26 protein-coding genes are annotated in these 22,754 nt (G+C 70.7%); 6 read left to right on the forward strand and 20 right to left on the reverse strand.

The window, feature by feature from the left end:
* Positions 1 to 70: 70 nt before the first annotated feature.
* The 10 genes from pyk to GVY64_RS24630 all read right to left on the reverse strand — a co-directional run bounded on the left by pyk (position 71) and on the right by GVY64_RS24630 (position 10,752).
* Positions 71 to 1,489 carry a pyruvate kinase gene (gene pyk, locus GVY64_RS24585; protein ID WP_201298137.1) on the reverse strand — a complete coding sequence of 473 codons (1,419 nt, stop codon included), beginning with the start codon at positions 1,487 to 1,489 and terminating at the stop codon, positions 71 to 73.
* A 103-nt stretch (positions 1,490 to 1,592) separates the two neighbouring features.
* The gene (locus GVY64_RS24590) at positions 1,593 to 2,261 is read right to left on the reverse strand and encodes an amino acid ABC transporter permease (protein WP_159845809.1); all 669 of its coding nucleotides are present in this window, start codon (positions 2,259 to 2,261) and stop codon (positions 1,593 to 1,595) included.
* An 11-nt stretch (positions 2,262 to 2,272) separates the two neighbouring features.
* Positions 2,273 to 3,025 carry an amino acid ABC transporter substrate-binding protein gene (locus tag GVY64_RS24595; protein ID WP_159845812.1) on the reverse strand — a complete coding sequence of 251 codons (753 nt, stop codon included), beginning with the start codon at positions 3,023 to 3,025 and terminating at the stop codon, positions 2,273 to 2,275.
* A 187-nt stretch (positions 3,026 to 3,212) separates the two neighbouring features.
* Positions 3,213 to 3,710, reverse strand: coding sequence for a TM2 domain-containing protein (locus GVY64_RS24600; RefSeq protein WP_159845815.1), 498 nt, complete (start codon positions 3,708 to 3,710; stop codon positions 3,213 to 3,215).
* A gap of 254 nt (positions 3,711 to 3,964) precedes the next feature.
* Positions 3,965 to 5,089: a prolipoprotein diacylglyceryl transferase gene (lgt, locus tag GVY64_RS24605; protein WP_159846026.1), complete on the reverse strand. Its 1,125-nt coding sequence runs from the start codon at positions 5,087 to 5,089 to the stop codon at positions 3,965 to 3,967.
* A gap of 227 nt (positions 5,090 to 5,316) precedes the next feature.
* Positions 5,317 to 6,117: a tryptophan synthase subunit alpha gene (trpA, locus tag GVY64_RS24610; RefSeq protein WP_159845818.1), complete on the reverse strand. Its 801-nt coding sequence runs from the start codon at positions 6,115 to 6,117 to the stop codon at positions 5,317 to 5,319.
* The gene (gene trpB, locus GVY64_RS24615) at positions 6,114 to 7,370 is read right to left on the reverse strand and encodes a tryptophan synthase subunit beta (RefSeq protein WP_442939625.1); all 1,257 of its coding nucleotides are present in this window, start codon (positions 7,368 to 7,370) and stop codon (positions 6,114 to 6,116) included. Before trpB ends, trpA begins: the two co-directional genes overlap by 4 nt.
* A gap of 5 nt (positions 7,371 to 7,375) precedes the next feature.
* Complete coding sequence (gene trpC, locus GVY64_RS24620) at positions 7,376 to 8,194, reverse strand: indole-3-glycerol phosphate synthase TrpC (protein ID WP_040777193.1); 819 nt, start codon at positions 8,192 to 8,194, stop codon at positions 7,376 to 7,378.
* Positions 8,195 to 8,377: 183 nt separating this feature from the next.
* Positions 8,378 to 9,097 (reverse strand): TIGR02234 family membrane protein, encoded by a 720-nt coding sequence (locus tag GVY64_RS24625; RefSeq protein WP_236567136.1) that lies wholly within the window; start codon positions 9,095 to 9,097, stop codon positions 8,378 to 8,380.
* A gap of 95 nt (positions 9,098 to 9,192) precedes the next feature.
* Complete coding sequence (locus GVY64_RS24630) at positions 9,193 to 10,752, reverse strand: anthranilate synthase component I (protein ID WP_159845827.1); 1,560 nt, start codon at positions 10,750 to 10,752, stop codon at positions 9,193 to 9,195.
* Positions 10,753 to 10,940: 188 nt separating this feature from the next.
* Here GVY64_RS24630 and GVY64_RS24635 point away from each other — a divergent pair, with 188 nt between their 5' ends.
* From GVY64_RS24635 to GVY64_RS24650, 4 genes are all read left to right on the forward strand, one after another.
* On the forward strand, positions 10,941 to 11,252 hold the full coding sequence (locus GVY64_RS24635) for a hypothetical protein (RefSeq protein ID WP_159845830.1): 312 nt from the start codon (positions 10,941 to 10,943) through the stop codon (positions 11,250 to 11,252).
* 140 nt (positions 11,253 to 11,392) lie between these two features.
* Positions 11,393 to 11,848, forward strand: coding sequence for a peroxiredoxin (locus GVY64_RS24640; RefSeq protein WP_159845833.1), 456 nt, complete (start codon positions 11,393 to 11,395; stop codon positions 11,846 to 11,848).
* A gap of 50 nt (positions 11,849 to 11,898) precedes the next feature.
* A complete protein-coding gene (locus GVY64_RS24645) occupies positions 11,899 to 12,453 on the forward strand; it encodes a permease (protein ID WP_159845835.1) in 555 nt (184 codons plus the stop codon).
* A gap of 201 nt (positions 12,454 to 12,654) precedes the next feature.
* Positions 12,655 to 13,104 carry a MarR family winged helix-turn-helix transcriptional regulator gene (locus GVY64_RS24650; protein ID WP_159846028.1) on the forward strand — a complete coding sequence of 150 codons (450 nt, stop codon included), beginning with the start codon at positions 12,655 to 12,657 and terminating at the stop codon, positions 13,102 to 13,104.
* A gap of 10 nt (positions 13,105 to 13,114) precedes the next feature.
* Here GVY64_RS24650 and hisI read toward each other — a convergent pair whose 3' ends face one another.
* The 6 genes from hisI to GVY64_RS24680 form a co-directional block, all read right to left on the reverse strand.
* Positions 13,115 to 13,462, reverse strand: coding sequence for a phosphoribosyl-AMP cyclohydrolase (hisI, locus tag GVY64_RS24655; RefSeq protein ID WP_040777184.1), 348 nt, complete (start codon positions 13,460 to 13,462; stop codon positions 13,115 to 13,117).
* A 42-nt stretch (positions 13,463 to 13,504) separates the two neighbouring features.
* Entirely contained in the window at positions 13,505 to 14,449 is a 945-nt protein-coding gene (locus GVY64_RS24660) for a TIGR03564 family F420-dependent LLM class oxidoreductase (protein ID WP_159845838.1), read from the reverse strand.
* A gap of 59 nt (positions 14,450 to 14,508) precedes the next feature.
* Positions 14,509 to 15,282 carry an imidazole glycerol phosphate synthase subunit HisF gene (gene hisF, locus GVY64_RS24665; RefSeq protein ID WP_159845841.1) on the reverse strand — a complete coding sequence of 258 codons (774 nt, stop codon included), beginning with the start codon at positions 15,280 to 15,282 and terminating at the stop codon, positions 14,509 to 14,511.
* Positions 15,283 to 15,286: 4 nt separating this feature from the next.
* Positions 15,287 to 16,102: an inositol monophosphatase family protein gene (locus tag GVY64_RS24670; protein ID WP_159845844.1), complete on the reverse strand. Its 816-nt coding sequence runs from the start codon at positions 16,100 to 16,102 to the stop codon at positions 15,287 to 15,289.
* On the reverse strand, positions 16,099 to 16,830 hold the full coding sequence (gene priA, locus GVY64_RS24675; protein WP_063022395.1) for a bifunctional 1-(5-phosphoribosyl)-5-((5-phosphoribosylamino)methylideneamino)imidazole-4-carboxamide isomerase/phosphoribosylanthranilate isomerase PriA: 732 nt from the start codon (positions 16,828 to 16,830) through the stop codon (positions 16,099 to 16,101). Before priA ends, GVY64_RS24670 begins: the two co-directional genes overlap by 4 nt.
* 63 nt (positions 16,831 to 16,893) lie before the next feature.
* Positions 16,894 to 17,355: a MarR family winged helix-turn-helix transcriptional regulator gene (locus GVY64_RS24680; RefSeq protein WP_159845847.1), complete on the reverse strand. Its 462-nt coding sequence runs from the start codon at positions 17,353 to 17,355 to the stop codon at positions 16,894 to 16,896.
* A 97-nt stretch (positions 17,356 to 17,452) separates the two neighbouring features.
* Here GVY64_RS24680 and GVY64_RS24685 point away from each other — a divergent pair, with 97 nt between their 5' ends.
* Positions 17,453 to 17,971, forward strand: a complete 519-nt coding sequence (locus GVY64_RS24685) for a nuclear transport factor 2 family protein (RefSeq protein ID WP_159845850.1) — start codon at positions 17,453 to 17,455, stop codon at positions 17,969 to 17,971.
* Positions 17,972 to 18,432: 461 nt separating this feature from the next.
* Complete coding sequence (locus GVY64_RS24690) at positions 18,433 to 18,894, forward strand: hypothetical protein (protein WP_159845853.1); 462 nt, start codon at positions 18,433 to 18,435, stop codon at positions 18,892 to 18,894.
* A 41-nt stretch (positions 18,895 to 18,935) separates the two neighbouring features.
* On the opposite strand, the gene hisH is transcribed toward GVY64_RS24690, so the two are convergent.
* The 4 genes from hisH to hisD are packed head-to-tail and all read right to left on the reverse strand — an operon-like array spanning position 18,936 to position 22,695.
* A complete protein-coding gene (hisH, locus tag GVY64_RS24695; RefSeq protein WP_159845856.1) occupies positions 18,936 to 19,571 on the reverse strand; it encodes an imidazole glycerol phosphate synthase subunit HisH in 636 nt (211 codons plus the stop codon).
* The gene (gene hisB / locus GVY64_RS24700; RefSeq protein WP_159845859.1) at positions 19,568 to 20,182 is read right to left on the reverse strand and encodes an imidazoleglycerol-phosphate dehydratase HisB; all 615 of its coding nucleotides are present in this window, start codon (positions 20,180 to 20,182) and stop codon (positions 19,568 to 19,570) included. The genes hisH and hisB overlap by 4 nt, the downstream gene beginning before the upstream one ends.
* 45 nt (positions 20,183 to 20,227) lie before the next feature.
* Positions 20,228 to 21,361, reverse strand: a complete 1,134-nt coding sequence (locus tag GVY64_RS24705) for a histidinol-phosphate transaminase (RefSeq protein WP_159845862.1) — start codon at positions 21,359 to 21,361, stop codon at positions 20,228 to 20,230.
* On the reverse strand, positions 21,358 to 22,695 hold the full coding sequence (hisD, locus tag GVY64_RS24710) for a histidinol dehydrogenase (RefSeq protein ID WP_159845865.1): 1,338 nt from the start codon (positions 22,693 to 22,695) through the stop codon (positions 21,358 to 21,360). The genes GVY64_RS24705 and hisD overlap by 4 nt, the downstream gene beginning before the upstream one ends.
* Positions 22,696 to 22,754 lie beyond the last annotated feature (59 nt).

Consider the following 22,754-nt stretch of genomic DNA (forward strand, 5'->3'; position numbering starts at 1 on the left):
AGCACATCCAGATCGGAACGCTGCGCATCCGGCTCCGCGACGCCGACGGGGCTACTCAGGGAAGCACTCACTAATGGTCCTCCTCACCGATTCGGTGCACGTGGATCAGGTTGGTGGAACCGACGGTACCGGGCGGCGACCCGGCCACGATGACCACCAGGTCACCCTTCTGGTATCGGTCCATCGACAGAAGTGCTACATCCACCTGGTGGATCATCGCGTCGGTGCTGTCCACGGTCGGCACGATGAAGGTCTCGGTGCCCCAGGTCAGAGCCAGCTGGCTGCGCACTTCCGGCAACGGGGTGAACGCCAGCAGCGGCAGCGGCGTGTGCAGCCGGGCCAGGCGGCGCACCGTGTCGCCCGACTGGGTGAACGCGACCAGCGCCTTGGCGTTGAGCCGCTCGCCGATGTCGCGGGCGGCGTAGGAGATCACGCCGCGCTTGGTGCGCGGCACGTGGGTCAGCGGCGGCACCCGGGTCGACTCGGTCTCCACCGCGTGCACGATGCGCGCCATCGTGCGCACCGTCTCGATGGGGTACTTGCCCACCGAGGTCTCACCCGACAGCATGACCGCGTCGGCGCCGTCGAGCACCGCGTTCGCGACGTCCGAGGCCTCGGCGCGAGTGGGACGGGAGTTGTCGATCATCGATTCCAGCATCTGCGTGGCGACAATGACCGGCTTGGCGTTCTCCCTGGCCATCTGGATGGCGCGCTTCTGCACGATCGGCACCTGCTCGAGCGGCAGCTCGACACCGAGGTCGCCGCGCGCGACCATCACCGCGTCGAAGGCCAGAACCACGGCCTCGAGGTTGTCGATCGCCTCCGGCTTCTCCAGCTTGCCGATCACCGGCACCCGGCGGCCTACCCGGTCCATCACGTCGTGCACCAGCTCGACGTCGGACGGGGACCGCACGAACGACAGGGCGATGAAGTCCACGCCGAGCTTCAGCGCGAACTCCAGGTCCTCGATGTCCTTCTCCGACAGGGCGGGAACCGACACGTCCATGCCGGGCAGCGACACGCCTTTGTTGTTGGAGACCGGACCGCCCTCGGTGACCCGGCAGACCACGTCGTTGCCGTCGACGCGAGTGACGGTGAGGCCCACCTTGCCGTCGTCGACCAGCAGGCGGTCGCCGGCCTTGGCGTCCTGCGCAAGTTCTTTATAGGTGGTGGACACGCGGTCGTGGGTCCCGTCCACGTCGTCGACGGTGATGCGGACCTCTTCGCCCGTCGCCCAGACGGTTCTACCTTCCAGGAAGCGCCCCAGGCGGATCTTGGGACCCTGCAGGTCGGCGAGAATGCCGACCGCCCGGCCGAGGTGGTCGGCTGCCTGACGCACCTTCTTGTAGTTCTCGGCATGGTCGCTGTGCTCGCCGTGGCTGAAGTTCAGCCGAGCCACGTCCATACCGCTCTCGACGAGTTCGCGGATACGGTCCTCGGTGGCAGTGGCCGGCCCGAGCGTGCACACAATCTTCGTCCGTCGCATCACGAGTAGAGCCTAGTCCCGCTCGGTGTGCAGGTCCCGCCGTGGCCACGGTGAATCCTTGGTGAAAAAAATGAACGACAGCTCCATTGCAGGTACAAACGGGTAGTCATCGGGCGACATGACGGGCCAACCTCGTTTCCAGCCGGGTCTGCCCGAATCCGAGGATCAAGCAGATCACCCAGTAATACAACGCCGCCACTCCATAGAGCGCGAAGAAGTCGAACGTGGGAGCGGCCGCGAGTTGGGCGACGCGCAGTAGCTCGGTCACCAGGATGGTGGAGGCCAGCGAGGTGTCCTTCACCAAGGAGATCAGCGTGTTGGACAGCGGCGGCACGGCGATCCGCGCGGCCTGCGGCAGGATGACCAGCCGCAGCATCATCGGGTACGGCATGCCGAGCGCCTGCGCCGCCTCCCACTGCCCCGTCGCGACGCTGAGAATGGCCGCGCGCACCACTTCGGCCGCATACCCGCCGACATTGAGACCGAACGCGATCACCGCGGCGGGGAACGGGTCGATCACGATACCGAATTGCGGCAGCGCGTAGAAGACGATGAACAGCTGCACCAGCAACGGCGTGCCGCGAATGATCGAGATGTAGCAGCGGGCGGCCGCCGACACCGGCCACATCGGCGACATCCTGGCCAGCGCGACGAACAGCGCGAGCACCAGGCCGATGGCGAAGCTGATCGCGGTGAGCGGGAGCGTCTTGGTCACGGTGGCCTGCAGCATCGGCCACAGGTTGTGCCAGATGAGGTCCCGGGTGGCGGCGTCCATCAACGGTGTGGCTACCGGCTGACGTCGGTGCCGAAGTATTTCTCGGAGATCTTCGCCAAGGTGCCGTCGGCGCGCAGCTGGTTCAGCGCGTTGTCCACGTCGGCGATCAGCGCGTCGCCCTTGCGCGCGGCGAACGCCTGTTTACTCACCGATCCGGTGCGGGCCGCGATCTTCACGCCGGTGTCGCCGGTCTTCTTGGTGTACTCCGCGACGGCGAGGTTGTCGTTGACGGTGGCGTCCACGCGGCCGTTCTTCAGCAGCTGGATGGCCTGCACGAAGCCCTCCACGGCTTCGACTTTCGCGCCCGCGTCGGTCGCGACCTTGCTCCAGTTGCTGGTGGCCGACTGCGCACAAGTCTTCCCGTCGAGGTCGGCGAGGCCGGTGACGGCGTTGTTGTCGGCACGGGTGACGATCACGCCCGCCGACGTGGTGTAGGGCGCCGAGAGCGCGTATTTCGCCGTGCGCTCGTCGTTCACGGTCACCTGGTTGGCCACCAGGTCGAAGCGCTTGGCTTCCAGCCCTGCGAAGATGGCGTCCCACGGCGTCTGCACGAACTCGACCCGCTTGCCGAGTTTGTCGCCGACCGCCTGGATCACCTCGACGTCGTAGCCGGTGAGTTTGCCGTCGGAGCCCTGGAAGCTGAACGGCGCGTAGGTGCCCTCGGTGCCGACCTTCAACACGTTCGGGTCGCTGTCGCCGCACGCGCTCAGGCCGGTGGTGGCGACGACGGCGAGCAAGGCCGCGGCGAACAATCTACGACGCACAGGATCCCTCTCTTCGGTGCGTGGAACTCCACACACGGCACGCGAATCCGGTCATGCTACGCCCGGACTTCCGCGAGCGACAGTATCGCGATCATGGTGCGCCGAAGGGTTGTGCTCGACGTCCGTCCCACGACGACCTGGAGGCGGGCACGCGCCGCGCCCGCCTCCAGGTACTGCCGACACCGCGTCAGTCGCGCAGCGGCCGGCCGTTGCTGTCGGGCACCTTGCCGGTGAGCATCAGGACTCCGTCGACGATGCCCCAGATCCAGCCGACGGTGAAGCAGGTGAGCACACTCACCACCAGCTGGGCGATGCCCAGACCGGTGTATCCGAGGTAGAAACGGCCGACCCCGAAACTGCCGAGGAAGATCTGCAGCAGGCCCGCGACCAGTTTCTGCTTGTCCGACAGCGGCGCACCGAAGGGGTCGCGACCCCAGGGCGCCTCCGGGTCGTTGGGGTTGTAGCCCTGCGGGCCGCCCGGGTACGGCGCGGGCGGGTAGCCGCCCGGCTGCTGACCGTAGGCGTCGACGGGCTGGCCGTACTGCGGCTGACCATAGGGATCCGACGGCGGGCTGTACTGCGGCTGACTCTGCGCGTCCAGTGGCTTGGTCAGGTCGGGGCCGGTGCCGGGCGGGCCGTACTGCGGGCCTCCGGAACTCGGATTCTGCTGATAAGGGTCGGTCACTCATGTCCTCCTCATTAGTGCGGGCACCCTCTGTATCGGCCCCCGGCCTTGCTGGACCGCCGAACCGCGCTCGCGACGATCAGGAGCCATTGTCACCGGGATAGACCGGCTTGTCGCGCCCGGAAGGTTCGGTCCTCCGCGTAGTTATCGCCGCCGATCGCTCGATCGTTGCCACCGAGGAGGATTCGATTGCCGACCGGACGCATCGCGAAGCGGGCCGAGTCCGCACGCGCACCCGGCCACGCCCCGGGCGATCAGTTCTTGTCCGAAGCCGTCTTTCCCGAATCCGCCGATTCCGAGGCGGTTCCGGAGGACTCGGCCGCAGGCTCGGCGGTCTCGTTCTCCCGTCGTCCTTCCGTCGGACGGGGTTCGGCCTCCGGCACACTCTCCGACCCGACGGCAGCGGTCCCGGTCTCGGATCCGCCGGCCGCCGAGGGCTTCTCGGCCGGGGCCGCCCCGGCGGCGCGCAGCGCGCGGAACTGCCACGGCCACGGCCGCGGGCTCGCGCCGGGTCGCAACTGCTCGGGCGTCTCGCGGCCTTTCGTCGCGAACAGGAAGTAGGCGATCGCGCAGAGGAACACGACGGCGGAGGTGAACGAATTGATCCGGATACCCGCGATCTTCGTCGCCTCGTCGGCGCGCATCAGTTCGACGAAGAACCGTCCGAAGCAGTAACCGGCGACGTACAACGCGAACAGGCGCCCGTGGCCGATCCGGAAACGCTTGTCCACGTACACCAGCAGCACGACGACGAGCAGGTTCCACAGCAGCTCGTACAGGAACGTGGGGTGCACGACCTTCTCCACCACGCCGGTGGAGACGCCGTTCATCATGTCGAGCCGGCCGTCGTCGCCCACCCGCCGGTAGATCTCCAGGCCCCACGGCACGTCGGTCTCGCGCCCGTACAGCTCCTGGTTGAAGTAGTTTCCGATTCTGCCGATGGCCTGCGCCAGCAGGATCGGCGGCGCGACGGCGTCGCCCAAGGCGGGCAACGGGATCTTGTACACCCGGCAGCCGATCCACGCCCCGACGCCGCCGAGGAGAACCGCGCCCCAGATGCCCAGTCCGCCTTGGTAGATCTTCAGCGCGTCTACGGGATTGCCGTCCGCGCCGAAGTATTTCTGCCAGTCGGTGGCCACGTGATAGAGCCTGCCGCCGACCAGGCCGAACGGCACCGCGAACATCGCGACGTCCAGGATGGCGCCGGGCTGCCCGCCGCGGGCGCGCCAGCGCCGTTCGCCCCACCAGATCGCGACGATGATTCCGAGGATGATGCACAGGGCGTACGCCCGCAGCGGGAACGGCCCGAGCTGCCAGACGCCGCGCGCGGGGCTGGGAAGGTAGGCCAGCACGGCGCCGCTGACGCCGCCGTCGGCCAGGACACTGTCTGCGAGGACTCGTAACGTCACGGGGCCACCGTAGCGGAGATGCCCGCACGCCTCGCCACCACCGCACCGCCCTTGTCGCGGGCGGGCCCGCTCACCCGGCGCCGAGCGGCCGATCCCGGGTCAGCGTGGCACCGGGCGGGCGCATTACGGCGGCTGCCGATTCGCAGCGCACCCGTGTCCGGTCAGAGGATCGGCGCGCACCGCGCCGCAAGCGGTTGCTAGGACGCGACGGTCGCCGACCGCACGCCGTCGGCGAGTTCCGCCGTCAGCGCACGCACCGCGTCCAGCCCCTGGCCCGCCGCGCTCACCAGCGCCGATCCGACGATGACGCCGTCGGCGTAGGACGCGATCTCGGCGGCCTGCGCCCCGGAGCGAACACCCAGCCCGACGCCGATCGGGATGTCGGAGTGGGCCCGGATTCGCGCGCACAACGCGGGCGCGGCCGAGGACACCATGTCCCGAGCTCCGGTGACGCCCATGGTCGACGCCGCGTAGACGAAGCCGCGGCTGGCCTCCAGCGTCTTCACCAGGCGCTCCTCGGTGGACGACGGCGCGACCAGGAAGATGCGATCGAGATTGTGCGTGGACGAGGCGACGAACCAGTCGTCGGCCTCCTCCGGGATCAGGTTCGGGGTGATGATGCCCGAGCCGCCCGCGGCGGCCAGGTCCCGTGCGAAGGAATCCACGCCGTACTTGAGCACAGGGTTCCAGTAGCTCATCACGACGGCCTGGCCCCCGGCGCCGGTGATCGCCTCGACGACCGAGAACACGTCGCGCACCCGCACGCCGCCGCGCAGCGCCTGTTCGGCGGCGGCCTGAATGGTGGGGCCGTCCATCACGGGATCGGAGTAGGCGACGCCGACCTCGACGATGTCGCATCCGGCGTCGACCATGGCGCGCACGACCTCGATCGACCCGGCCAGATCGGGGTAGCCCGCGGGCAGATAGCCGATCAGCGCGGCGCGGCCTTCGGCGCGGCAGGCGGCGAAGGTGTTCGCCAAGCGGGACTGCTGGCTCACCGGCCCTGCTCCTTCGGCTCGTCGAACAGCCCGAACCACCGCGCTGCCGTGTCCATGTCCTTGTCACCCCGGCCCGAGAGGTTCACCAAGATGATCGCGCCCGGCCCGAGTTCCCTGCCCAGTTGCAGCGCGCCCGCTACCGCGTGCGCCGACTCGATCGCCGGGATGATGCCCTCGCTGCGGCTGAGCAGCAGCAGTGCGTCCATCGCCTCGGTGTCGGTGATCGGCCGGTACTCGGCGCGGCCGACGTCCTTGAGATAGGCGTGCTCCGGACCGACGCCCGGGTAGTCGAGGCCCGCCGAGATCGAGTGCGATTCGATGGTCTGGCCGTCCTCGTCCTGCAGCAGGTACGAGTAGGCGCCCTGGAACGCGCCCGGCGTCCCGCCGGTGAACGTGGCGGCGTGTCTGCCGGTGTCGACGCCGTCCCCGGCCGCTTCGTAGCCGATCAGCCGGACGTCGGCGTCGTCGAGGAACGCGTGGAAAATGCCGATGGCGTTGGATCCGCCGCCGACGCACGCGACCACGGCGTCGGGCAGCCTGCCGGTGGCGGCCTGGACCTGGGCGCGGGCCTCCATGCCGATGATCCGCTGGAAATCCCGCACCAGCATCGGGAACGGGTGCGGCCCCGCCGCGGTGCCGAAGCAGTAGTAGGTGTCGTCGGCGTTGGTCACCCAGTCGCGCAACGCCTCGTTGATGGCGTCTTTGAGCGTCTGGGAGCCGGAGGTCACCGAGATCACCTCGGCGCCGAGCAGGCGCATGCGCGCCACGTTCAGCGCCTGGCGCGCGGTGTCGACCGCGCCCATGTAGACGACGCAATCCAGGCCGAGCAGCGCGCACGCGGTCGCCGTGGCGACGCCGTGCTGGCCCGCGCCGGTCTCCGCGATCACCCGGTTCTTGCCCATCCGCTTGGCGAGCAGCGCCTGGCCGAGCACGTTGTTGATCTTGTGCGAGCCGGTGTGGTTCAGGTCCTCGCGCTTGAGCAGGATGCGGGCGCCGCCCGCGTGCTCGGCCAGGCGCGTGCACTCGAACACCGGCGACGGGCGCCCGGTGTAGTCGCGCTGCAACCGGTCGAGTTCGTTGAGGAAGGACTCGTCGAGCCGGGACTTCTCGTACTCGGCGGTGACCTCTTCGATGACCGCCATCAGCGCCTCGGGGACGTGCCTGCCGCCGTAGACGCCGAAGTGCCCGCCCACGTCCGGCTCGTGGCCGCTGCGCTGGGCGACGCCGTCGCTGGCCTGGGGTACCGCCGTCACGCCGGTCACCGGCCCCGCCGCGCCGGCTTCGGGCAGGACGGGTGAGTGCCCGCGGTCACCAGCTCGGAGACCGCCGCGCGCGGGTCGCCACTGGTCACCAGTCCCTCACCGACGAGCACGGCGTCCGCGCCGGCGCCCGCGTAGGCCAGCAGGTCGGCGGTGCCGCGGATGCCGGACTCGGCGATCCGGATGACCTCGGTGGGCAGGCCGGGCGCGATCCGCGCGAACACGTCGCGGTCGACCTCGAGCGTCTTGAGGTTGCGGGCGTTCACGCCGATCACCGACGCGCCCGCCTCCAGTGCGCGGTCGGCCTCCTCCTCGGTGTGCACCTCCACCAGCGCGGTCATGCCCAGCGACTCGGTGCGGTCGATCAGCGAGGACAGCACGTCCTGCTCCAGCGCCGCCACGATCAGCAGGATGACGTCCGCGCCGTGCGCGCGCGCCTCGTGGATCTGATACGGGCCGACGACGAAGTCCTTGCGCAGGATCGGAATGTTCACCGTGGCGCGGACCGCGTCCAGGTCGTCCAGCGACCCGTTGAAGCGGCGGCCCTCGGTGAGCACGCTGATGATCCGCGCGCCGCCGTCCTCGTAGGCCTTGGCCAGGCTCGCCGGGTCCGGGATGTCCGCGAGTTCGCCCTTGGACGGGCTGGCCCGCTTGACCTCGGCGATCACGCCGATGCCGTCCTCGAGCAGCGCCGCGCGGGCGTCCAGCGGCGCGGGCGCCGCCGCGGCGGCCGCCTTGACCGCCTGGAAGTCGAGAAGGGCTTCCCGAGCGGCCACATCCGCGCGGACCCCGTCGAGAATCGAGTCGAGTACCGTCATCTGGCTCGAATCCTTTCTGGGGAGACGGACTTGCTACCTGAGAATCCCCCCAGGCGCTGTCTCACCGATGCTGACAAAGAATAAATGGACCTACCGGGCGCGTATGCGCCGGGGCTCGGGTTGAACCACGCGGAAGGGCTCCGCGCAAGGTGGCACCCGCCACACCCGCCGCGCGGGGACAGCTCAGCGGCCACGTCGGCCCGCCTCCCCGTGGTCGGGGTCCGCCGGCGGTTCGTGCCCGGGCGCGGGTTCGTCGGTCGGGTCGGTGCCCGCGTCCAGGGCGTCCCACAGCACGCGTTCGGACAGCTGCGGAGCCGACGGGTCGTCCGCGCGCCGCTGCGTGACTTCCGCCGAGGCGGCGGCGCGCCGGAACACCGGGTTGTCGTACTTGCCGGACAGCCGCGCCGACTCGGCGGGCATGCGGGCCAGCAGTGCGCCAGCGCCGAACGCGGCGATCGCGCCGAGCAGCGCGAGCACGGCCGGGAACGCCGATGTGGTCGCCGTCTCGACCTGGGCGCGCGCCGGGAGCTCGGCGAGCGTCGCGGCGCGTTCGGCCGTCTTGCCGGAATTGGTCAGCAGCGCGAACGCGGGCACCGCGGCCACCGCCGCGACCAACGCGATGAGCACGCCGACCACGCGGCGCAACCAGCCCTTGGTGGCCAGCACCGCCGCGATCGACGCGAGCAGCACCAGCGCCAGCGGGGTGAGCGCGCCGAACCAGACACCACCGTCGAGGTGATCGGTGCGGGGCTGGGTGAGGCCGTCCGAGGAGGTGATCGTCACCCAGGTCATCCGGGACGACGCCCACAGCGCGGCGGCTGCGACGGCGAGCAACGCGACCGGCGCCACCGGGTAGTTGCGGCGGGACTCGGTCGCCTCGCCCGGTGCCTCGGTCGGTGTCACGGAGCTCTCCGCCGGCCCGGGTGCCTGCTGTGCCGCGTTCGTCTCGGGGACCGGTTCCCGCGCCCGGCCCGATTCGTCTTCGGGATGGGCAGCCGTCATAGCGCCCCGCCGTCCGCCGTACCCGGCTCCGCGCCGTAGGCGCGCACCGTTTCGGCCGCCGCCACCGCCTTCAGCACCGCCATCGCCTTGTTGCGCGATTCCACGTCCTCGTACTCCGGATCCGAATCCGCGACGACGCCCGCGCCCGCCTGCACGTAGGCCGTGCCGTCCTTCAGCAGCGCGGTGCGGATGGCGATCGCGGTATCGGCGTCACCGGCGAAGTCCAGGTATCCGACGACGCCGCCGTAGATGCCGCGCCGAGTCGGTTCGAGTTCCTCGATCAGCTCCATCGCGCGCACCTTGGGCGCACCGGACAAGGTGCCCGCCGGGAAGCAGGCGCGCACCGCGTCCAGCGCGATGCGGCCGGGCGCCAACCGGCCCGACACCGTCGACACCAGGTGCATGACATGGCTGTAGCGCTCGATGTGCCGGTACTCGGTGACCCGCACGCTGCCCGGCTCGCACACCCGGCCCAGGTCGTTGCGGCCGAGATCGACGAGCATGAGGTGCTCGGCGTTCTCCTTCTCGTCGGCGAGCAGGCCCTTCTCCAGCAGCAGGTCCTCCTCCTCGGTGCCGCCGCGCCAGCGGGTCCCCGCGATCGGATGGGTCGTCGCCACACCGTCTTTCACGGTGACCAGCGCTTCCGGGCTGGAGCCGACGATGGAGAACGCGGTGCCGCCCGCGCCGTCCGGGATGTGCAGCAGATACATGTACGGGCTCGGATTGGACGCGCGCAGCATCCGGTACAGGTCGATCGGCGCCCCGTCGTAGTCCATCTCGAAACGCTGCGACAGCACCACCTGGAACGCTTCGCCCGCCTCGATCTCCTTCACCAGGCGGCGCACGCCCGCGCCGAACTCCTCGGTGGTGCGCCGGCGCCGGTACCGCGGCTCGGGCCGGTCGAACACCGACACGGTGGAATCCGCGGGTGCGCCGAGCGCGGCGGTCATCCGGTCCAGCCGGGCCACCGCGTCGTCGTAGGCTTCGTCGACCCGCTCGGCGGTGCCGTTCCAGTTGACCGCGTTGGCGATCAGCGTGATCGCGCCCTCGTGGTGGTCGAACGCGGCCAGATCGGTGGCCAGCAGCAGCACCATCTCCGGCAGTCGCAAGTCGTCGACCGCCAGGCTGGGCAACCGCTCCATCCGGCGCACCGCGTCGTAGCCGAGGTATCCGACCATGCCGCCGGTCAGCGGCGGCAGCCCGGGCAGGCGCTCGGTGCGCAGCAACTCCAGCGTCTCGCGCAGGGCCCGCAGCGGATCGCCGCCGGAGGGCGCGTCGGCCGGGACGCTGCCCAGCCAGGCCGCCTCGCCGTCCACGACGGTCAGCGCCGACGGGCTGCCCGCGCCGATGAACGACCAGCGCGACCACGACCGGCCGTTCTCCGCGGACTCGAACAGGAACGTGCCGGCCCGGTCCGCCGCGAGTTTGCGGTAGGCCGACAGCGGAGTCTCGGAGTCCGCCAGGACCTTTCGGGTCACCGGGACCACCCGGTGCTCCGCGGCCAGCTGATGGAACTGTTCGCGGGTCGTGGTGGTGGGAGTGGACGCGCCTGGCATGCACTCATCATCCCAGGCCGGGTCGGTCGGCCGGTGAGCGGTGCCGATGTCGCGACGCCGGAGGCGACAAACCCGACAAATCAGGTCGACCGTCCGGTTCCCACGCGGCCGCCGGAGGTGTGGCGCCGCTCACTACACTCGCGGCGTTCCACGTCGCATGCGGTATCCATCTCGAGAGGAGACAACTGATGTACCCCTCGCCATCGGTAGCGCCCGAGGGTTCTCGGCACGTCCCGAACCACAGCGCCCCGCACCGCCATACTCCGCGGACGGCGGGCACGAGCCATCCCGTCCGCGCGCAAGGCGCTCCCGGTAATGCGCTCGCCTCCTTCGTCACCTACGTCAAAGCACTGGAGTCCCTGGACAAGAACCGTTTCCCCGACGAGTACGCCGTGCACAGCGACCGCATCAAAGAGCTGCGGCCGTTCCTGCGCGCCCACGGCATCCTCGATGTGATGGCGATCAAGAATCCGGAGGTGGCGGCGCTCATCGGCGCGTAGCCGCCCTCGCACCCCGGCTCGTGCCCGCCCACCGACGCGGCGATCGGATCCCAGGCGGCGCATCGACGGGCACGAGCGACAGGTTCCCACGCGGGAACGCGATATCCGCTTCGACCAAGCGCCCGGTAGTGTTCCCGGGTATGCAGCAAGGACAGCTCGCCCCCGATTTCGAGCTTCCCGATCAGTCCGGCACCCCCCGTTCGCTCGGCGCGCTGCTGGCGGACGGTCCACTGGTCCTCTTCTTCTATCCCGCGGCCAATACGCCGGTGTGCACGGCCGAGGCCTGCCACTTCCGTGACCTCGCCGCCGAATTCGCCGCGCTCGGCGCCACCTGCGTCGGCATCTCCACCGACAAGGTGGACACCCAGGCCGGGTTCGCCGAGAAGCAGCGCCTGGGCTATCCGTTGCTGTCCGACGCCGACGGCGCGGTCGCCGCGAAGTTCGGGGTGAAGCGCGGGCTACTGGGCAAACTGGCGCCGGTGAAGCGGCAAACCTTTGTCGTCGACACCGACCGCTCCATTCGCAAGATCATCACCGGCGAGTTGCGCGCCGCCGTGCACGCCGACGAAGCCCTGAACTACCTGCGCAACCGGTAGCCCGCGCGCCGCAGCCGGTTCCCGCCGACAGGGCGGCCTAGGCTGGAACCATGACTCCGACCGACGTTCAGCCGGGCGAGCGCAAACCCGCGGCAGCCGTCTGGCGCACACGGATCATCGGCGGCGCCGTCATCCTCGCGGTCCTGGTCGTCTGCTACGTCATCCTGTCCGCGTTCATCCCGCGCTGGTGGGCGCAGCGGGTCGGGTCGATGGTGCACGGAAGCTTCGCCAAGGGCATCGGCTGGGGTCTGTTCTTCGGCGGATTCTGCACCCTCGTCACCCTTTTCCTGCTGTTGTTCGCCGTGCTGGTGTGGCGGCGAAAGGCGGGCAGGTTCCTGGCCGGGGCGGCCGCGGTCGTCGCGATCCTGTTCGCGATCCCCAACCTGATGACACTGACCATCGTGCTGGGCAACAGCAGCGCCGCCCACGCGGGCGAGCGGATCCTGGATGTCGACGCGCCCGCATTCCGCGGCGCCGCGCTCACCGGCGCCGTGATCGCGACGCTGCTATTCCTTATCGCCGTCGCGCTGTTGCTACTGCGCAGGTGGCGGCGCACACACCCGGCTACTCCGAAGACCGAGGAGACGCCGCCACCGAACGTGTGAGTGAACTCACGCCACGCAGCATCTTTATGACGGTCGAGCGAAGTCGTGGCAAACTCGATGTCGCGGGTGACTGTGCACAAGCTTTTCGACAATCACTAGGACTACGAACAAAACCACGTCACTTGGCTTGAAAGAAGGCACACAGTGACGAAGTGGCTCGACCCGGTCGAACAACGCGCGTGGCGGGCGATCGTGGCGTTGATGACCCGGCTGCCGGGAGCTCTGGACACCCAGCTGCAGCGCGAGTCCGGCGTGACGCATTTCGAGTACTGGGTACTGACCCTGTTGTCGGAGGAACCGGGCCACCGACTGCAGATGAGTGAGCTCGCCCACAAGGCAAATGCATCGTTATCGCGGTTGTCGCACGTGGTCTCCAAGCTGGAGCGCATGGGGTGGGCGCAGCGCTCCGCCACGGCGGGGCGGCGCGGCGTGCACGCCGTGCTCACCGACGAGGGCTACGTGAAGGTCGTCGAAGCCGCTCCCGGATATCTCGAGGCGGTGCGTCACTTGGTCTTCGACGGCTTGGACGACGCGCAGAAAGCCCAGGTCGCCGAGCTCGGCGAGCTGCTGGCCGAGCGGCTCGCCGCCGCGCTCGACCAGCTCGGCGGACTCGCCCCGGCCAGTCGGAACGACCGCTCGAACGGCGCCTAGCCGGGCGCCGTCAGGAGCGCGCGGCCAGCAGCACGTCCGAGTCGAAGCAGGTGTGCGTGCCGGTGTGGCAGGCCGCGCCCTCTTGATCGACCACCAGCAGGATCGTGTCGCCGTCGCAGTCGAGTCGCACTTCGTGCACGTACTGGGTGTGGCCGGAGGTCTCCCCCTTGACCCAGTACTGCTGCCGGGAGCGCGAATAGTACGTCGCCTTACGGGTTTCCAGCGTGCGCGCCAGCGCCTCGTCGTCCATCCACGCGACCATCAGCACGTCACCGGTGGCGCGTTCCTGCGCGACGGCCGACACCAGCCCGGCGTCGTTGCGCTTGAGACGGGCGGCGATTGCGGGATCGAGACTCATAGCACCGTTATAACAGGGCCGTCCGCCGCCGGACATGCGCGGTCAGCCCACGTGGGAGCGCTGGAGTTCACCCAGCACCGCCCAGGTGCGCCGCTGGTCGTCCAGGGTGGTCAGATCGGTCTGGGAGAAGACCACCTCCGTCGCGCCCGCCGCGAAGTACTCCGCGACGCGGGCCGCGATCAGCTCCTCGCCACCGATCACGACCAGTTCCGCCGCCCGGGACGCCCCGGACAGCTCGATCATTCGGGCATAGGACGGGATGTCGTCGTAGAACGCCGTCTGGGCCGCGGCGGCCGCACGCGCGGCCTCCACGTCGGCGGTGACGACGCCGGGGACCAGCACGGTGATCCGCGGCGCCGGGCGTCCCGCCCGCTCGGCCGCGGCGGTGAGCGGCGCGACGATGTGCTCGGCCAGCGCGCTCGGGCCGACCAGGAAGGGCAGCGTGCCGTCGGCCAGCTCACCGGTGACGCGCAGTGCCTGCGGCCCCATCGCGGCCACCAGGATCGGCACGGGCGGGTGCGCGCCGGCCACCGCGGCGGGCAGCGGAGCGGCGGCGGTGAGCGTCTCGCCGTGAAAATCCACCGTGCCGGTGTGCAGCACGGTGCGCAGCGCGGTGAGGAACTCGCGCAATCGGGTGATCGGCCGGTCGAAGGAGCCGCCGAATACCGGCTCCGCGAAGGTTTTCGCGCCGAGTCCCAACCCGAGCGTGAACCGGCCGCCGGTGGCGGCCTGCGCGGTCTGCGCCTGACCGGAGATCAGCAGCGGATGCCGCGCGATGATCGGGACCGCGGAGGTGCCGACCGCGACTTCGGGCACGGCGCGGCCGACGATCCCGGCCAGCGCGATGGCGTCGTGGCTGAACGTCTGGCCGAACCACAGCGACGACAGTCCCGCGGCGGCCGCCGACGCCCCGAGCGACACCGCCGCGTCCACAGCGTTGCCGGTGGCATCGAGAGCGAACGGGGACAGCGCGATTCCGATGGTCATGCCCGATGCAACCGCGCCGCCGGGAACCGCCTTCCGGCTCGGCGGATTTCCGCCAGCCGCTACCGGATGACGATCTTCTCCGCCCGCATCGACTCCTTGACCTGGCCGATGGTGAGGTCGCCGAAGTGGAACACGCTGGCCGCGAGCACCGCGTCGGCGCCCGCGTGCACGGCCGGGGCGAAGTGCTCGACCGCGCCCGCGCCACCGCTGGCGATCACCGGCACCGTGACCGCCGCCCGCACGGCGCGGATCATCGGCAGGTCGAAACCGGCCTTGGTGCCGTCGGCGTCCATCGAATTCAGCAGGATCTCGCCCACCCCGAGCTCGGCCCCGCGCACCGCCCATTCCACGGCGTCGATGCCGGTGCCGCGTTTACCGCCGTGCGTGGTCACCTCCCAACCGGACGGCGTGTCCGGCTGCCCGTCCGGCACGGTGCGCGCGTCCACCGACAGCACGATGCACTGCGAGCCGAATCGCTCGGACATCTCGCGCAGCACCTCCGGCCGCACGATCGCCGCGGTGTTCACCGACACCTTGTCCGCGCCCGCGCGCAGCAGGCGGTCCACGTCCTCGACCGTGCGCACGCCGCCGCCGACGGTGAGCGGGATGAAGATCTGCTCGGCGGTGCGGGTCACCACGTCGATCATGGTGCCGCGGTCGCCGGTGGAGGCGGTCACGTCGAGGAAGGTCAGCTCGTCGGCGCCCTGCGCGTCGTAGAGTGCGGCCAGTTCGACGGGATCGCCCGCGTCGCGCAGGTTCTCGAAGTTGACGCCCTTGACCACGCGTCCCGCGTCGACATCGAGACACGGGATCACCCGTACGGCCAACGTCATTGCCTCACCCTTTCTCCGCGGCCGCCGGGTCGGCCACCGTGCAGATCATGTCGAGCAGTTCCTCGTGCACGCCGGGCGCGGCCGCGAGCACGGAGCCGGAGGTGATGGTCCACGGCCGGCCCACCAGGTCGGTCACCACGCCGCCCGCCGCCCGCACCAGGGCGACGCCCGCCGCGTTGTCCCAGGGATGGTGCCCGAACACGATCGCGCCGCCGAGTACGCCGGAGGCGGTGAACGCCAGATCGATGCCGGTCGAGCCGTGCATGCGCACCCGGGAGGACAGCCTGCTCAGCGGCCCGAGCAGGTCGAAGCGGAACTGTCCGGGGATGCGGCCGTCGGAGTCCACGTTGAACGCGCCGAAACCGATCATGGCCTCGGCGAGTCGGCCGCGCGGCAGCGGCGGCAGCGGCCGTCCGTCCAGCAGCACCGGACCGCCCGCCATGGCGGCGTAGCGGCGGCCGAGCAACGGCAGCCAGGTCAGTCCCAGCACCGGTTCCCCGTCGCGGACCAACGCGAGCAGCATGCCCGACAGCGGATGGCCGGAGGAGTAGTTGAACGTGCCGTCGATCGGGTCCAGCACCCAGGCGGTGCCGGAGGTGAGCTGCGGTCCGCCGAATTCCTCGCCGTGCACCTCGATGCCGGTGCGCCGCAGCAACTCGGCGGACACGGTGCGCTCCAGCTCGAGGTCGAGTTCCGTGGCGAAATCGTTGCGGCCCTTCTCGACCGCGCTCGGCGCGCCGATGCCCTCGGCGAACCGCGAGCGCACCGAGTCGAGGACCTCGCTCGCCTCGGCGAGCAGTCGCGACAGGTCCTGGGTCATCTCACCGCGGCCAGCGCCTCGGGCAGGGTGAACCGGCCCGCGTAGAGCGCCTTGCCGACGATCGATCCCTCGACGCCGTCCGGCACCAGTTCGGCGATCGCGACCAGGTCCGCGATGGTGGAGACGCCGCCGGAGGCGATGACCGGGGCGTCGGTGGCCGCGCACACCTCGCGCAGCAGGTCCAGGTTCGGGCCGGTGAGCGTGCCGTCCTTGGTCACGTCGGTCACCACGTAACGCGAGCAGCCGTCCCGTTCCAGGCGCTCGAGCACCTCCCACAGGTCGCCGCCGTCGCTGACCCAGCCGCGGCCGCGCAGCCGGTGCTCGCCGTCGACGATGCGCACGTCCAGGCCGACGGCGATGCGCTCGCCGTGCCGGGCGATGGCCTTCGCGCACCAGACCGGGTCCTCCAGCGCGGCGGTGCCGAGGTTGACCCGGGCGCAGCCGGTGGCCAGGGCGGCCTCGAGGCTCTCGTCGTCGCGGATGCCGCCGGACAGTTCCACTTTCACGTCGAGTTCGCCGACGACGCCCGCGAGCAGCTCCCGGTTCGAGCCGCGCCCGAAGGCCGCGTCCAGATCGACCAGATGCACCCACTCCGCGCCGGCTTCCTGCCAAGCCAGCGCCGCCTCGCGCGGCGAGCCGTAGCTGGTCTCGCTCCCGGCTTCTCCTTGTACGAGGCGCACGGCCTCTCCGTTGGCGACATCGACGGCGGGTAGCAGCACAAGACTCACGAGAGCAGCCTAGTGGTTACCCGGCCGCGTCCGGGCGCTGGGCCTGCGCGGATGCGACCTCGATCACCGCGGCGAGCCGGCGGCGTGGGCGTCCAGGATGCGGGTCAGCAGCGTGACCAGGGTGTGCCGATCCCGCTCGGAGAAGCCGGGCAGCAGTTCGTCTTGGGCGGCTGTCAGGCGCTCGTCGAGGTCGTCCAGGTGGCGGGCGCCCCCCGCGGTGAGGGTGACGATGTTGCGGCGGCGATCGGCGGGATCGGGGCTGCGCTCGACGAACCGGCGCTCGGCCAGGTCGTTCACCGTGGCGACGATGTCGCTGCGGTCGATGCGGGTGCGTCTACCCAGCTCGGCCTGGCTCGCCGGACCGAATTCCGCGAGCGTGGCCAGCAGCGCGTAGTGGTGACGACGGGACCCGGTGGACTCCAGCGCCCGCTCGGTGGCCCGGTTCGCCACCAGCGCCACCTGATTGACCAGCCGGGTCGGCAAGGCCCGGAGCCGTTCGGCGGCGACCTCGTGCGGGATGTCCATGCGCTCACTCTAGCAAAACTTGTTGGCACGACCCACAATCTGCTACGTTGGCATCACCAATGTTGGACTCGCCAACATTCAACGAAAGGCACCCCCGATGCGTACCCTTCGCCTCGCCCTCTCCCTGCTGGCCCTGCCGCCGGCCGCGCTCACCGCCGCCTGCGCCTCCGGTACGGCGACCCCGACCGCCGAAGTGCGCGAGCTGCTGGACCGCAGACAGATCACCGACTTGGTCGACCGGCTCGGCCGCGCCTTGGACGAGGGCCGCTTCGACGACCTGCGGACGATCTACACCGCCGATGCCACCGCGAAGACACCCGGCGGCACGGCGGAGGGTCGCGCGGCGCTGATCGCGCAGGCGAGCCGGAACCACCGCGCCGACCAGCGCATTCAGCACGTCATCGGCAACGTGCTGATCGACCCGCGTGGCGATGCGGCCGACGTCCGGGCCAACCTGATCGCCACCTTCGCGCCCGCCGCCACGGACGGGACGATTCCGCAACCGCAGTACACCCTCGGTGAGGTCTATCGCTTCGACGCGGTCCGGACCGAGGAAGGCTGGCGCCTGTCCCGGGTGGAGACCACCCCGATCTGGTCCACCGGCACGCGTCCGTGATCAGGGCGTGGCGAGCACCCGGGCGCGGTAGCAGGCCAGGGCGGCGAGCACCGCCGTCGCCGCGGCCGCGGCGATCCGTAGGCCCTGACCGATCTGGAATTCCGTCGCCGCGCGTTCGATCTCGGCGAGCGTGTGCGCGTTCCGGTCGTCGAACAGGATCGAGGCCCGCGGCCACAGGTTGTAGATCCAGGGCCGTCACCTGCGGATCCGGAGCGAGCCCCGATAGACGGCTCGGGGTCTACCCGGAAACACCGGCCCGAAAGTCGGGCGCCGGCGCACCCGGTTTGCGATGGATCGCACCGAGTGCGCGGCGGGGCTCGCGGGTGCGAGACCGGCGGAACCAGCCGGACACCGGGCGAGATCCCGCCGCGACATCGCTCCGGTTCGGGCGGCGCGGGCGGTATCGTCTCCGCTCGGCGATCACCCCCGGTCGCCGCTTCCCCTTCGCACCGAGGAAGTGCATGTCACGATCCACACTGGCTGCCGCCCTGTCGCTTTCGGCAGCCGCCTGCTCCGCGGCGTTCGTCGCCGCACCCGCCGCCACCGCCGCCGCGCCGGAGGAGGCGCGCCTGGCGGGCTGCGAATTCGGTTACGCCGCCGCGACTTACGACTACGCGCGGTTCGGCGAGCACGCCCGCCGGATGCTCGACCTCAGCACCGGAGAGTTCCGGGCGGAGTTCGAGAGCTTCCGCGCCAACATCCAGTCCAGCGCGGAGGCCGCGCACATCCGCGCCGAGGCCAACTCGGCCGACTGCCGCATCGTCTCCGGCGACGACCGCCGGGCCGAGGTGGACGTCGACGTGGTGCGGACGGTGACCAGCGACGAAACCGACGGTCTCCCGCAGACCAGCCGCATGGCGATGACCGTCACCGTGGACAACGTCGACGGACGCTGGCTGGTCAGCAAGGTCCGCAAGCACTGACCGGGCGGGCGGTCCCGCGCCCCGATGCGCGGGACCGGCCCCTACAGCGAGTTCACCCAGTTGCGCAGCAGGTGGGCGCCCGCGTCACCGGATTTCTCCGGGTGGAACTGGGTCGCCGACAGTGCGCCGTTCTCCACCGCCGCCAGGAACGGCACCCCGTGCTCGGACCAGGTCAGCTTGGGCGCGGCGAAGTGCTCGCTGGGCGGCAGGTCCCAGGTCTGCGCGGCATAGGAGTGCACGAAGTAGAAGCGGGTGTCCGCGTCCAGCCCCGCGAACAGAACGCTGTCGGACGGGGCGGAGACGGTGTTCCACCCCATGTGCGGCAGCACCGGCGCGGACAGCCGTTCCACCGTGCCGGGCCATTCGGCGCACCCGTCGGTCTCCGCGCCGAACTCGACGCCCCGTTCGAACAGGATCTGCATGCCGACGCAGATGCCGAGCACCGGCCTGCCGCCGGCGAGCCGCTGACCGATCAGGCGCTCGCCCCGCACGCCGCGCAGTCCCGCCATGCACGCGGCGAACGCGCCGACACCGGGGACGACCAGGCCGTCGGCGGCCAGCACCGCCTCCGGGTCGGCGGTCACCTCGACCTGCGCGCCCGCCCGGGCCAGCGCCCGTTCGGCGGAGTGCAGGTTGCCGGAGCCGTAGTCGAGCAGAGCCACCGATTTCGCGCTCACAGCGTCCCCTTCGTCGACGGAACCCCGCTCACCCGGGGGTCGAGTTCCACCGCGGCCCGCAGCGCCCGCGCCACCGCCTTGAATTCGGCCTCGGTGACGTGGTGCTGATCGCGTCCGTAGAGCACCCGCACGTGCAGGGCGATGCGCGCGTTGAGCGCGATCGACTCGAACACGTGGCGGTTGAGCACGGTGGAGTACGGCGCGCCCGGGCCGGAACCGGGAATCACCGTGTGCACCAAGTGCTCCGGCTCGCCGGTGTGCACGCAGTAGGGGCGGCCGGACACGTCGACCGCGGCGTGCGCCAGCGTCTCGTCCATCGGGATGTAGGCGTCGCCGAACCGGCGGATCCCCGCTTTGTCGCCCAGCGCCTTGCCCAGCGCCTGACCGAACACGATCGCGGTGTCCTCGACCGTGTGATGTGCCTCGATCTCGATGTCGCCCTCCGCGCGCACCGTCAGGTCGAAGCTCGCGTGCGCGCCCAGCGCGGTCAGCATGTGGTCGTAGAACGGCACGCCGGTGGCGATCTCGGTCTTGCCGGTGCCGTCCAGATCCAGCTCGACGACGATGCTGGATTCCTTGGTGACCCGCTCCACCCGGGCGGTCCTACTCATGCTCACGTCCAATCGGATCGGCGCCGAACGCTGCTCGGCGCTGGTTCATCGCGGTGCCAGTTCGGTGCCCGCCAGCACCGCGCTGACCCGCAGCAGTTCGTCGTTCTCGGCGGCGAGGCCGATGGTGGTGCGCAGATAGCCGGGCAGGCCGACGTCGCGGATCAGCACGCCGTGGTCGAGGTAGCGCTGCCAACTGGCCGCGGCGTCGGCGAAGCGGCCGAACAACAGGAAGTTGGCGTCGCTGGGGATCACGTCGTAACCGAGTCCGCGCAGCGCGGCCGCCACCCGGTCACGCTGCGCGGCCAGTTCGGCGACGCTGCCGAGGGTCTCCTCGGCGTGCCGCAGGGCCGCGCGCGCGGCGGCTTGGGTGACCACCGACAGGTGATAGGGCAAACGCACCAGCAGCATCGCGTCGATCACCGCGGGCGCGGCGACCAGATAGCCGAGCCGCCCGCCCGCGAACGCGAAGGCCTTGCTCATCGTCCTGGTGACCACGAGCTTCGCCGGGAACCGGTCGATCAGCCCGATGGCGCTGGGCTGCGCGGAGAACTCGCCGTAAGCCTCGTCCACCACCACGATGCCGGGCGCGGCCGCGAGGATGCGAGCCAGGTCGTCCGGCGGAACGCTGTGCCCGGTGGGATTGTTCGGGCTGGTCACGAACACCACGTCCGGCGAGCGCTCGGCGATGGCGGCCAACGCGTGGTCGATGTCGAGAGAGAAGTCGGCGCCGCGCTTTGCTTCGATCCATTCGGTGTCGATGCCCTCGGAGATGATCGGGTGCATCGAGTAGGACGGCACGAAACCCAAGGCGCTGCGGCCGGGCCCACCGAAGGCCTGCAACAGCTGCTGCAGGATCTCGTTGGAACCGTTGGCCGCCCAGACGTTGCCGGTGCCGACCTCGACGCCGGTCTGCGCGGTCAGATACCGCGCCAGGTCGGTGCGCAGCGCGACCGCGTCGCGGTCCGGGTAACGGTGCAGGTCCGCCGCGGCCGCGCGGATCGACTCGGCGACGTCGTCGATCAGCGCCCGGCTGGGCGGATGCGGGTTCTCGTTCGTGTTCAGCTGCACGGGGACCGTCAACTGCGGTGCGCCGTAGGGCTTCTTGCCCCGCAGGTTCTCCCGCAGCGGCAGATCGTCCAGGGTGAGGCCCGCGCCGGGCGCGCTCGCCGCGCGCGTCACGACAGGGCCTCGAAACGCGCCTGCACGGCCTGGCCGTGCGCGGGCAGGTCCTCGGCGTTCGCCAGCGCCACCACGTGGCCCGCGACGTCCTTGAGGGCCGCTTCGGTGTACTCCACGACGTGGATGCCGCGCAGGAAGGTCTGCACGCTCAGACCGGAGGAGTGCCGCGCGCAGCCCGCGGTGGGCAGCACGTGATTGGAGCCCGCGCAGTAGTCGCCCAGGCTGACCGGCGCATACGCGCCGACGAACACCGCGCCCGCGCTGCGCACCCTGGCCGCGACCGCTGCCGCGTCGACGGTCTGGATCTCCAAGTGCTCGGCGGCGTAGGCGTTGACCACGCGCAGGCCCTGCTCGATGTCGTCGACCAGGATGGTGCCGGACTGCTTGCCGCGCAGCGCCTCGCTCACCCGGTGGGCGTGCTTGACCACGGTCAGCTGCGCGGTCAGCGCCGCGTCCACCGCGTCGGCCAGCTGCTCGCTGTCGGTGACCAGCACGCTCGCGGCCAGCACGTCGTGCTCGGCCTGGCTGATCAGGTCGGCGGCGACGTGCACCGGATCCGCGGTCGCGTCGGCCAGAACGGCGATCTCGGTGGGACCCGCCTCGGCGTCGATGCCGACCAGGCCGCGGCACAGCCGCTTGGCCGCGGTGACGTAGATGTTGCCCGGCCCGGTGATCAGGTCGACCGGTTCCAGCTGCGCCCCGTCGGTGTCCAAGCCACCGTAGGACAGCAGCGCGATGCCCTGGGCGCCGCCGACCGCCCACACCTCGTCGACGCCGAGCAGCTGCGCGGCGGCCAGGATGGTGGGGTGCGGCAGCCCGCCGAACCGCGCCTGCGGCGGCGAGGCCACCACCAGCGACCCGACGCCCGCGGTCTGGGCGGGCACCACGTTCATCACCACGCTGGACGGGTAGACGGCGTTGCCGCCCGGCACGTACAGGCCGACCCGCTCGACGGGCACCCAGCGCTCGGTGACGGTGCCGCCGGGCACCACCTCGGTGGTCTTGTCGGCGCGCCGCTGATCGGCGTGCACCTTGCGCGCCCGGGCGATGGACTCCTCCAGCGCGGCGCGGACCGCCGGGTCCAGCCGCTCCAGGGCGGCCTCCAGCTCGGCCGCGGGCACGCGCACCGTCGCCGGGATCACCCCGTCGAAGCGCTCGCTGAACTCCAGCGCGGCCGACACGCCTCGATCGCGGATCGCCTCGACCACCGGACGCACCTGATGCAGCACCGAGTCCACGTCGACTCCCCCGCGCGGCAGCGCGGCGCGCAGCTCGGCGACGGAGGGAGTACGACCGCGCAGATCGACGCGGGCGAGCTCGATGCGGGATGTCATGTGGTGTCGGTCCTTGTCTCCAGCTGATTCCGCAACAGGAAAGTTGCCGCTACCAGCCT

This window comes from Nocardia sp. CY41, assembly GCF_009829325.1.
Taxonomy (GTDB): Bacteria; Actinomycetota; Actinomycetes; order Mycobacteriales; family Mycobacteriaceae; genus Nocardia.

Coding starts and splice junctions, on each gene's coding strand:
- GVY64_RS24590 (WP_159845809.1), bottom strand. CDS start 2,261: ATGGACGCCGCCACCCGGGACCTCATCTGGCACAACCTGTGGCCGATG.
- trpC (WP_040777193.1), bottom strand. CDS start 8,194: ATGACGGTACTCGACTCGATTCTCGACGGGGTCCGCGCGGATGTGGCC.
- GVY64_RS24630 (WP_159845827.1), bottom strand. CDS start 10,752: ATGCCAGGCGCGTCCACTCCCACCACCACGACCCGCGAACAGTTCCAT.
- GVY64_RS24635 (WP_159845830.1), top strand. CDS start 10,941: ATGTACCCCTCGCCATCGGTAGCGCCCGAGGGTTCTCGGCACGTCCCG.
- GVY64_RS24640 (WP_159845833.1), top strand. CDS start 11,393: ATGCAGCAAGGACAGCTCGCCCCCGATTTCGAGCTTCCCGATCAGTCC.
- GVY64_RS24645 (WP_159845835.1), top strand. CDS start 11,899: ATGACTCCGACCGACGTTCAGCCGGGCGAGCGCAAACCCGCGGCAGCC.
- GVY64_RS24650 (WP_159846028.1), top strand. CDS start 12,655: ATGACCCGGCTGCCGGGAGCTCTGGACACCCAGCTGCAGCGCGAGTCC.
- hisI (WP_040777184.1), bottom strand. CDS start 13,462: ATGAGTCTCGATCCCGCAATCGCCGCCCGTCTCAAGCGCAACGACGCC.
- GVY64_RS24660 (WP_159845838.1), bottom strand. CDS start 14,449: ATGACCATCGGAATCGCGCTGTCCCCGTTCGCTCTCGATGCCACCGGC.
- hisF (WP_159845841.1), bottom strand. CDS start 15,282: ATGACGTTGGCCGTACGGGTGATCCCGTGTCTCGATGTCGACGCGGGA.
- GVY64_RS24670 (WP_159845844.1), bottom strand. CDS start 16,102: ATGACCCAGGACCTGTCGCGACTGCTCGCCGAGGCGAGCGAGGTCCTC.
- GVY64_RS24680 (WP_159845847.1), bottom strand. CDS start 17,355: ATGGACATCCCGCACGAGGTCGCCGCCGAACGGCTCCGGGCCTTGCCG.
- GVY64_RS24685 (WP_159845850.1), top strand. CDS start 17,453: ATGCGTACCCTTCGCCTCGCCCTCTCCCTGCTGGCCCTGCCGCCGGCC.
- GVY64_RS24690 (WP_159845853.1), top strand. CDS start 18,433: ATGTCACGATCCACACTGGCTGCCGCCCTGTCGCTTTCGGCAGCCGCC.
- hisB (WP_159845859.1), bottom strand. CDS start 20,182: ATGAGTAGGACCGCCCGGGTGGAGCGGGTCACCAAGGAATCCAGCATC.
- hisD (WP_159845865.1), bottom strand. CDS start 22,695: ATGACATCCCGCATCGAGCTCGCCCGCGTCGATCTGCGCGGTCGTACT.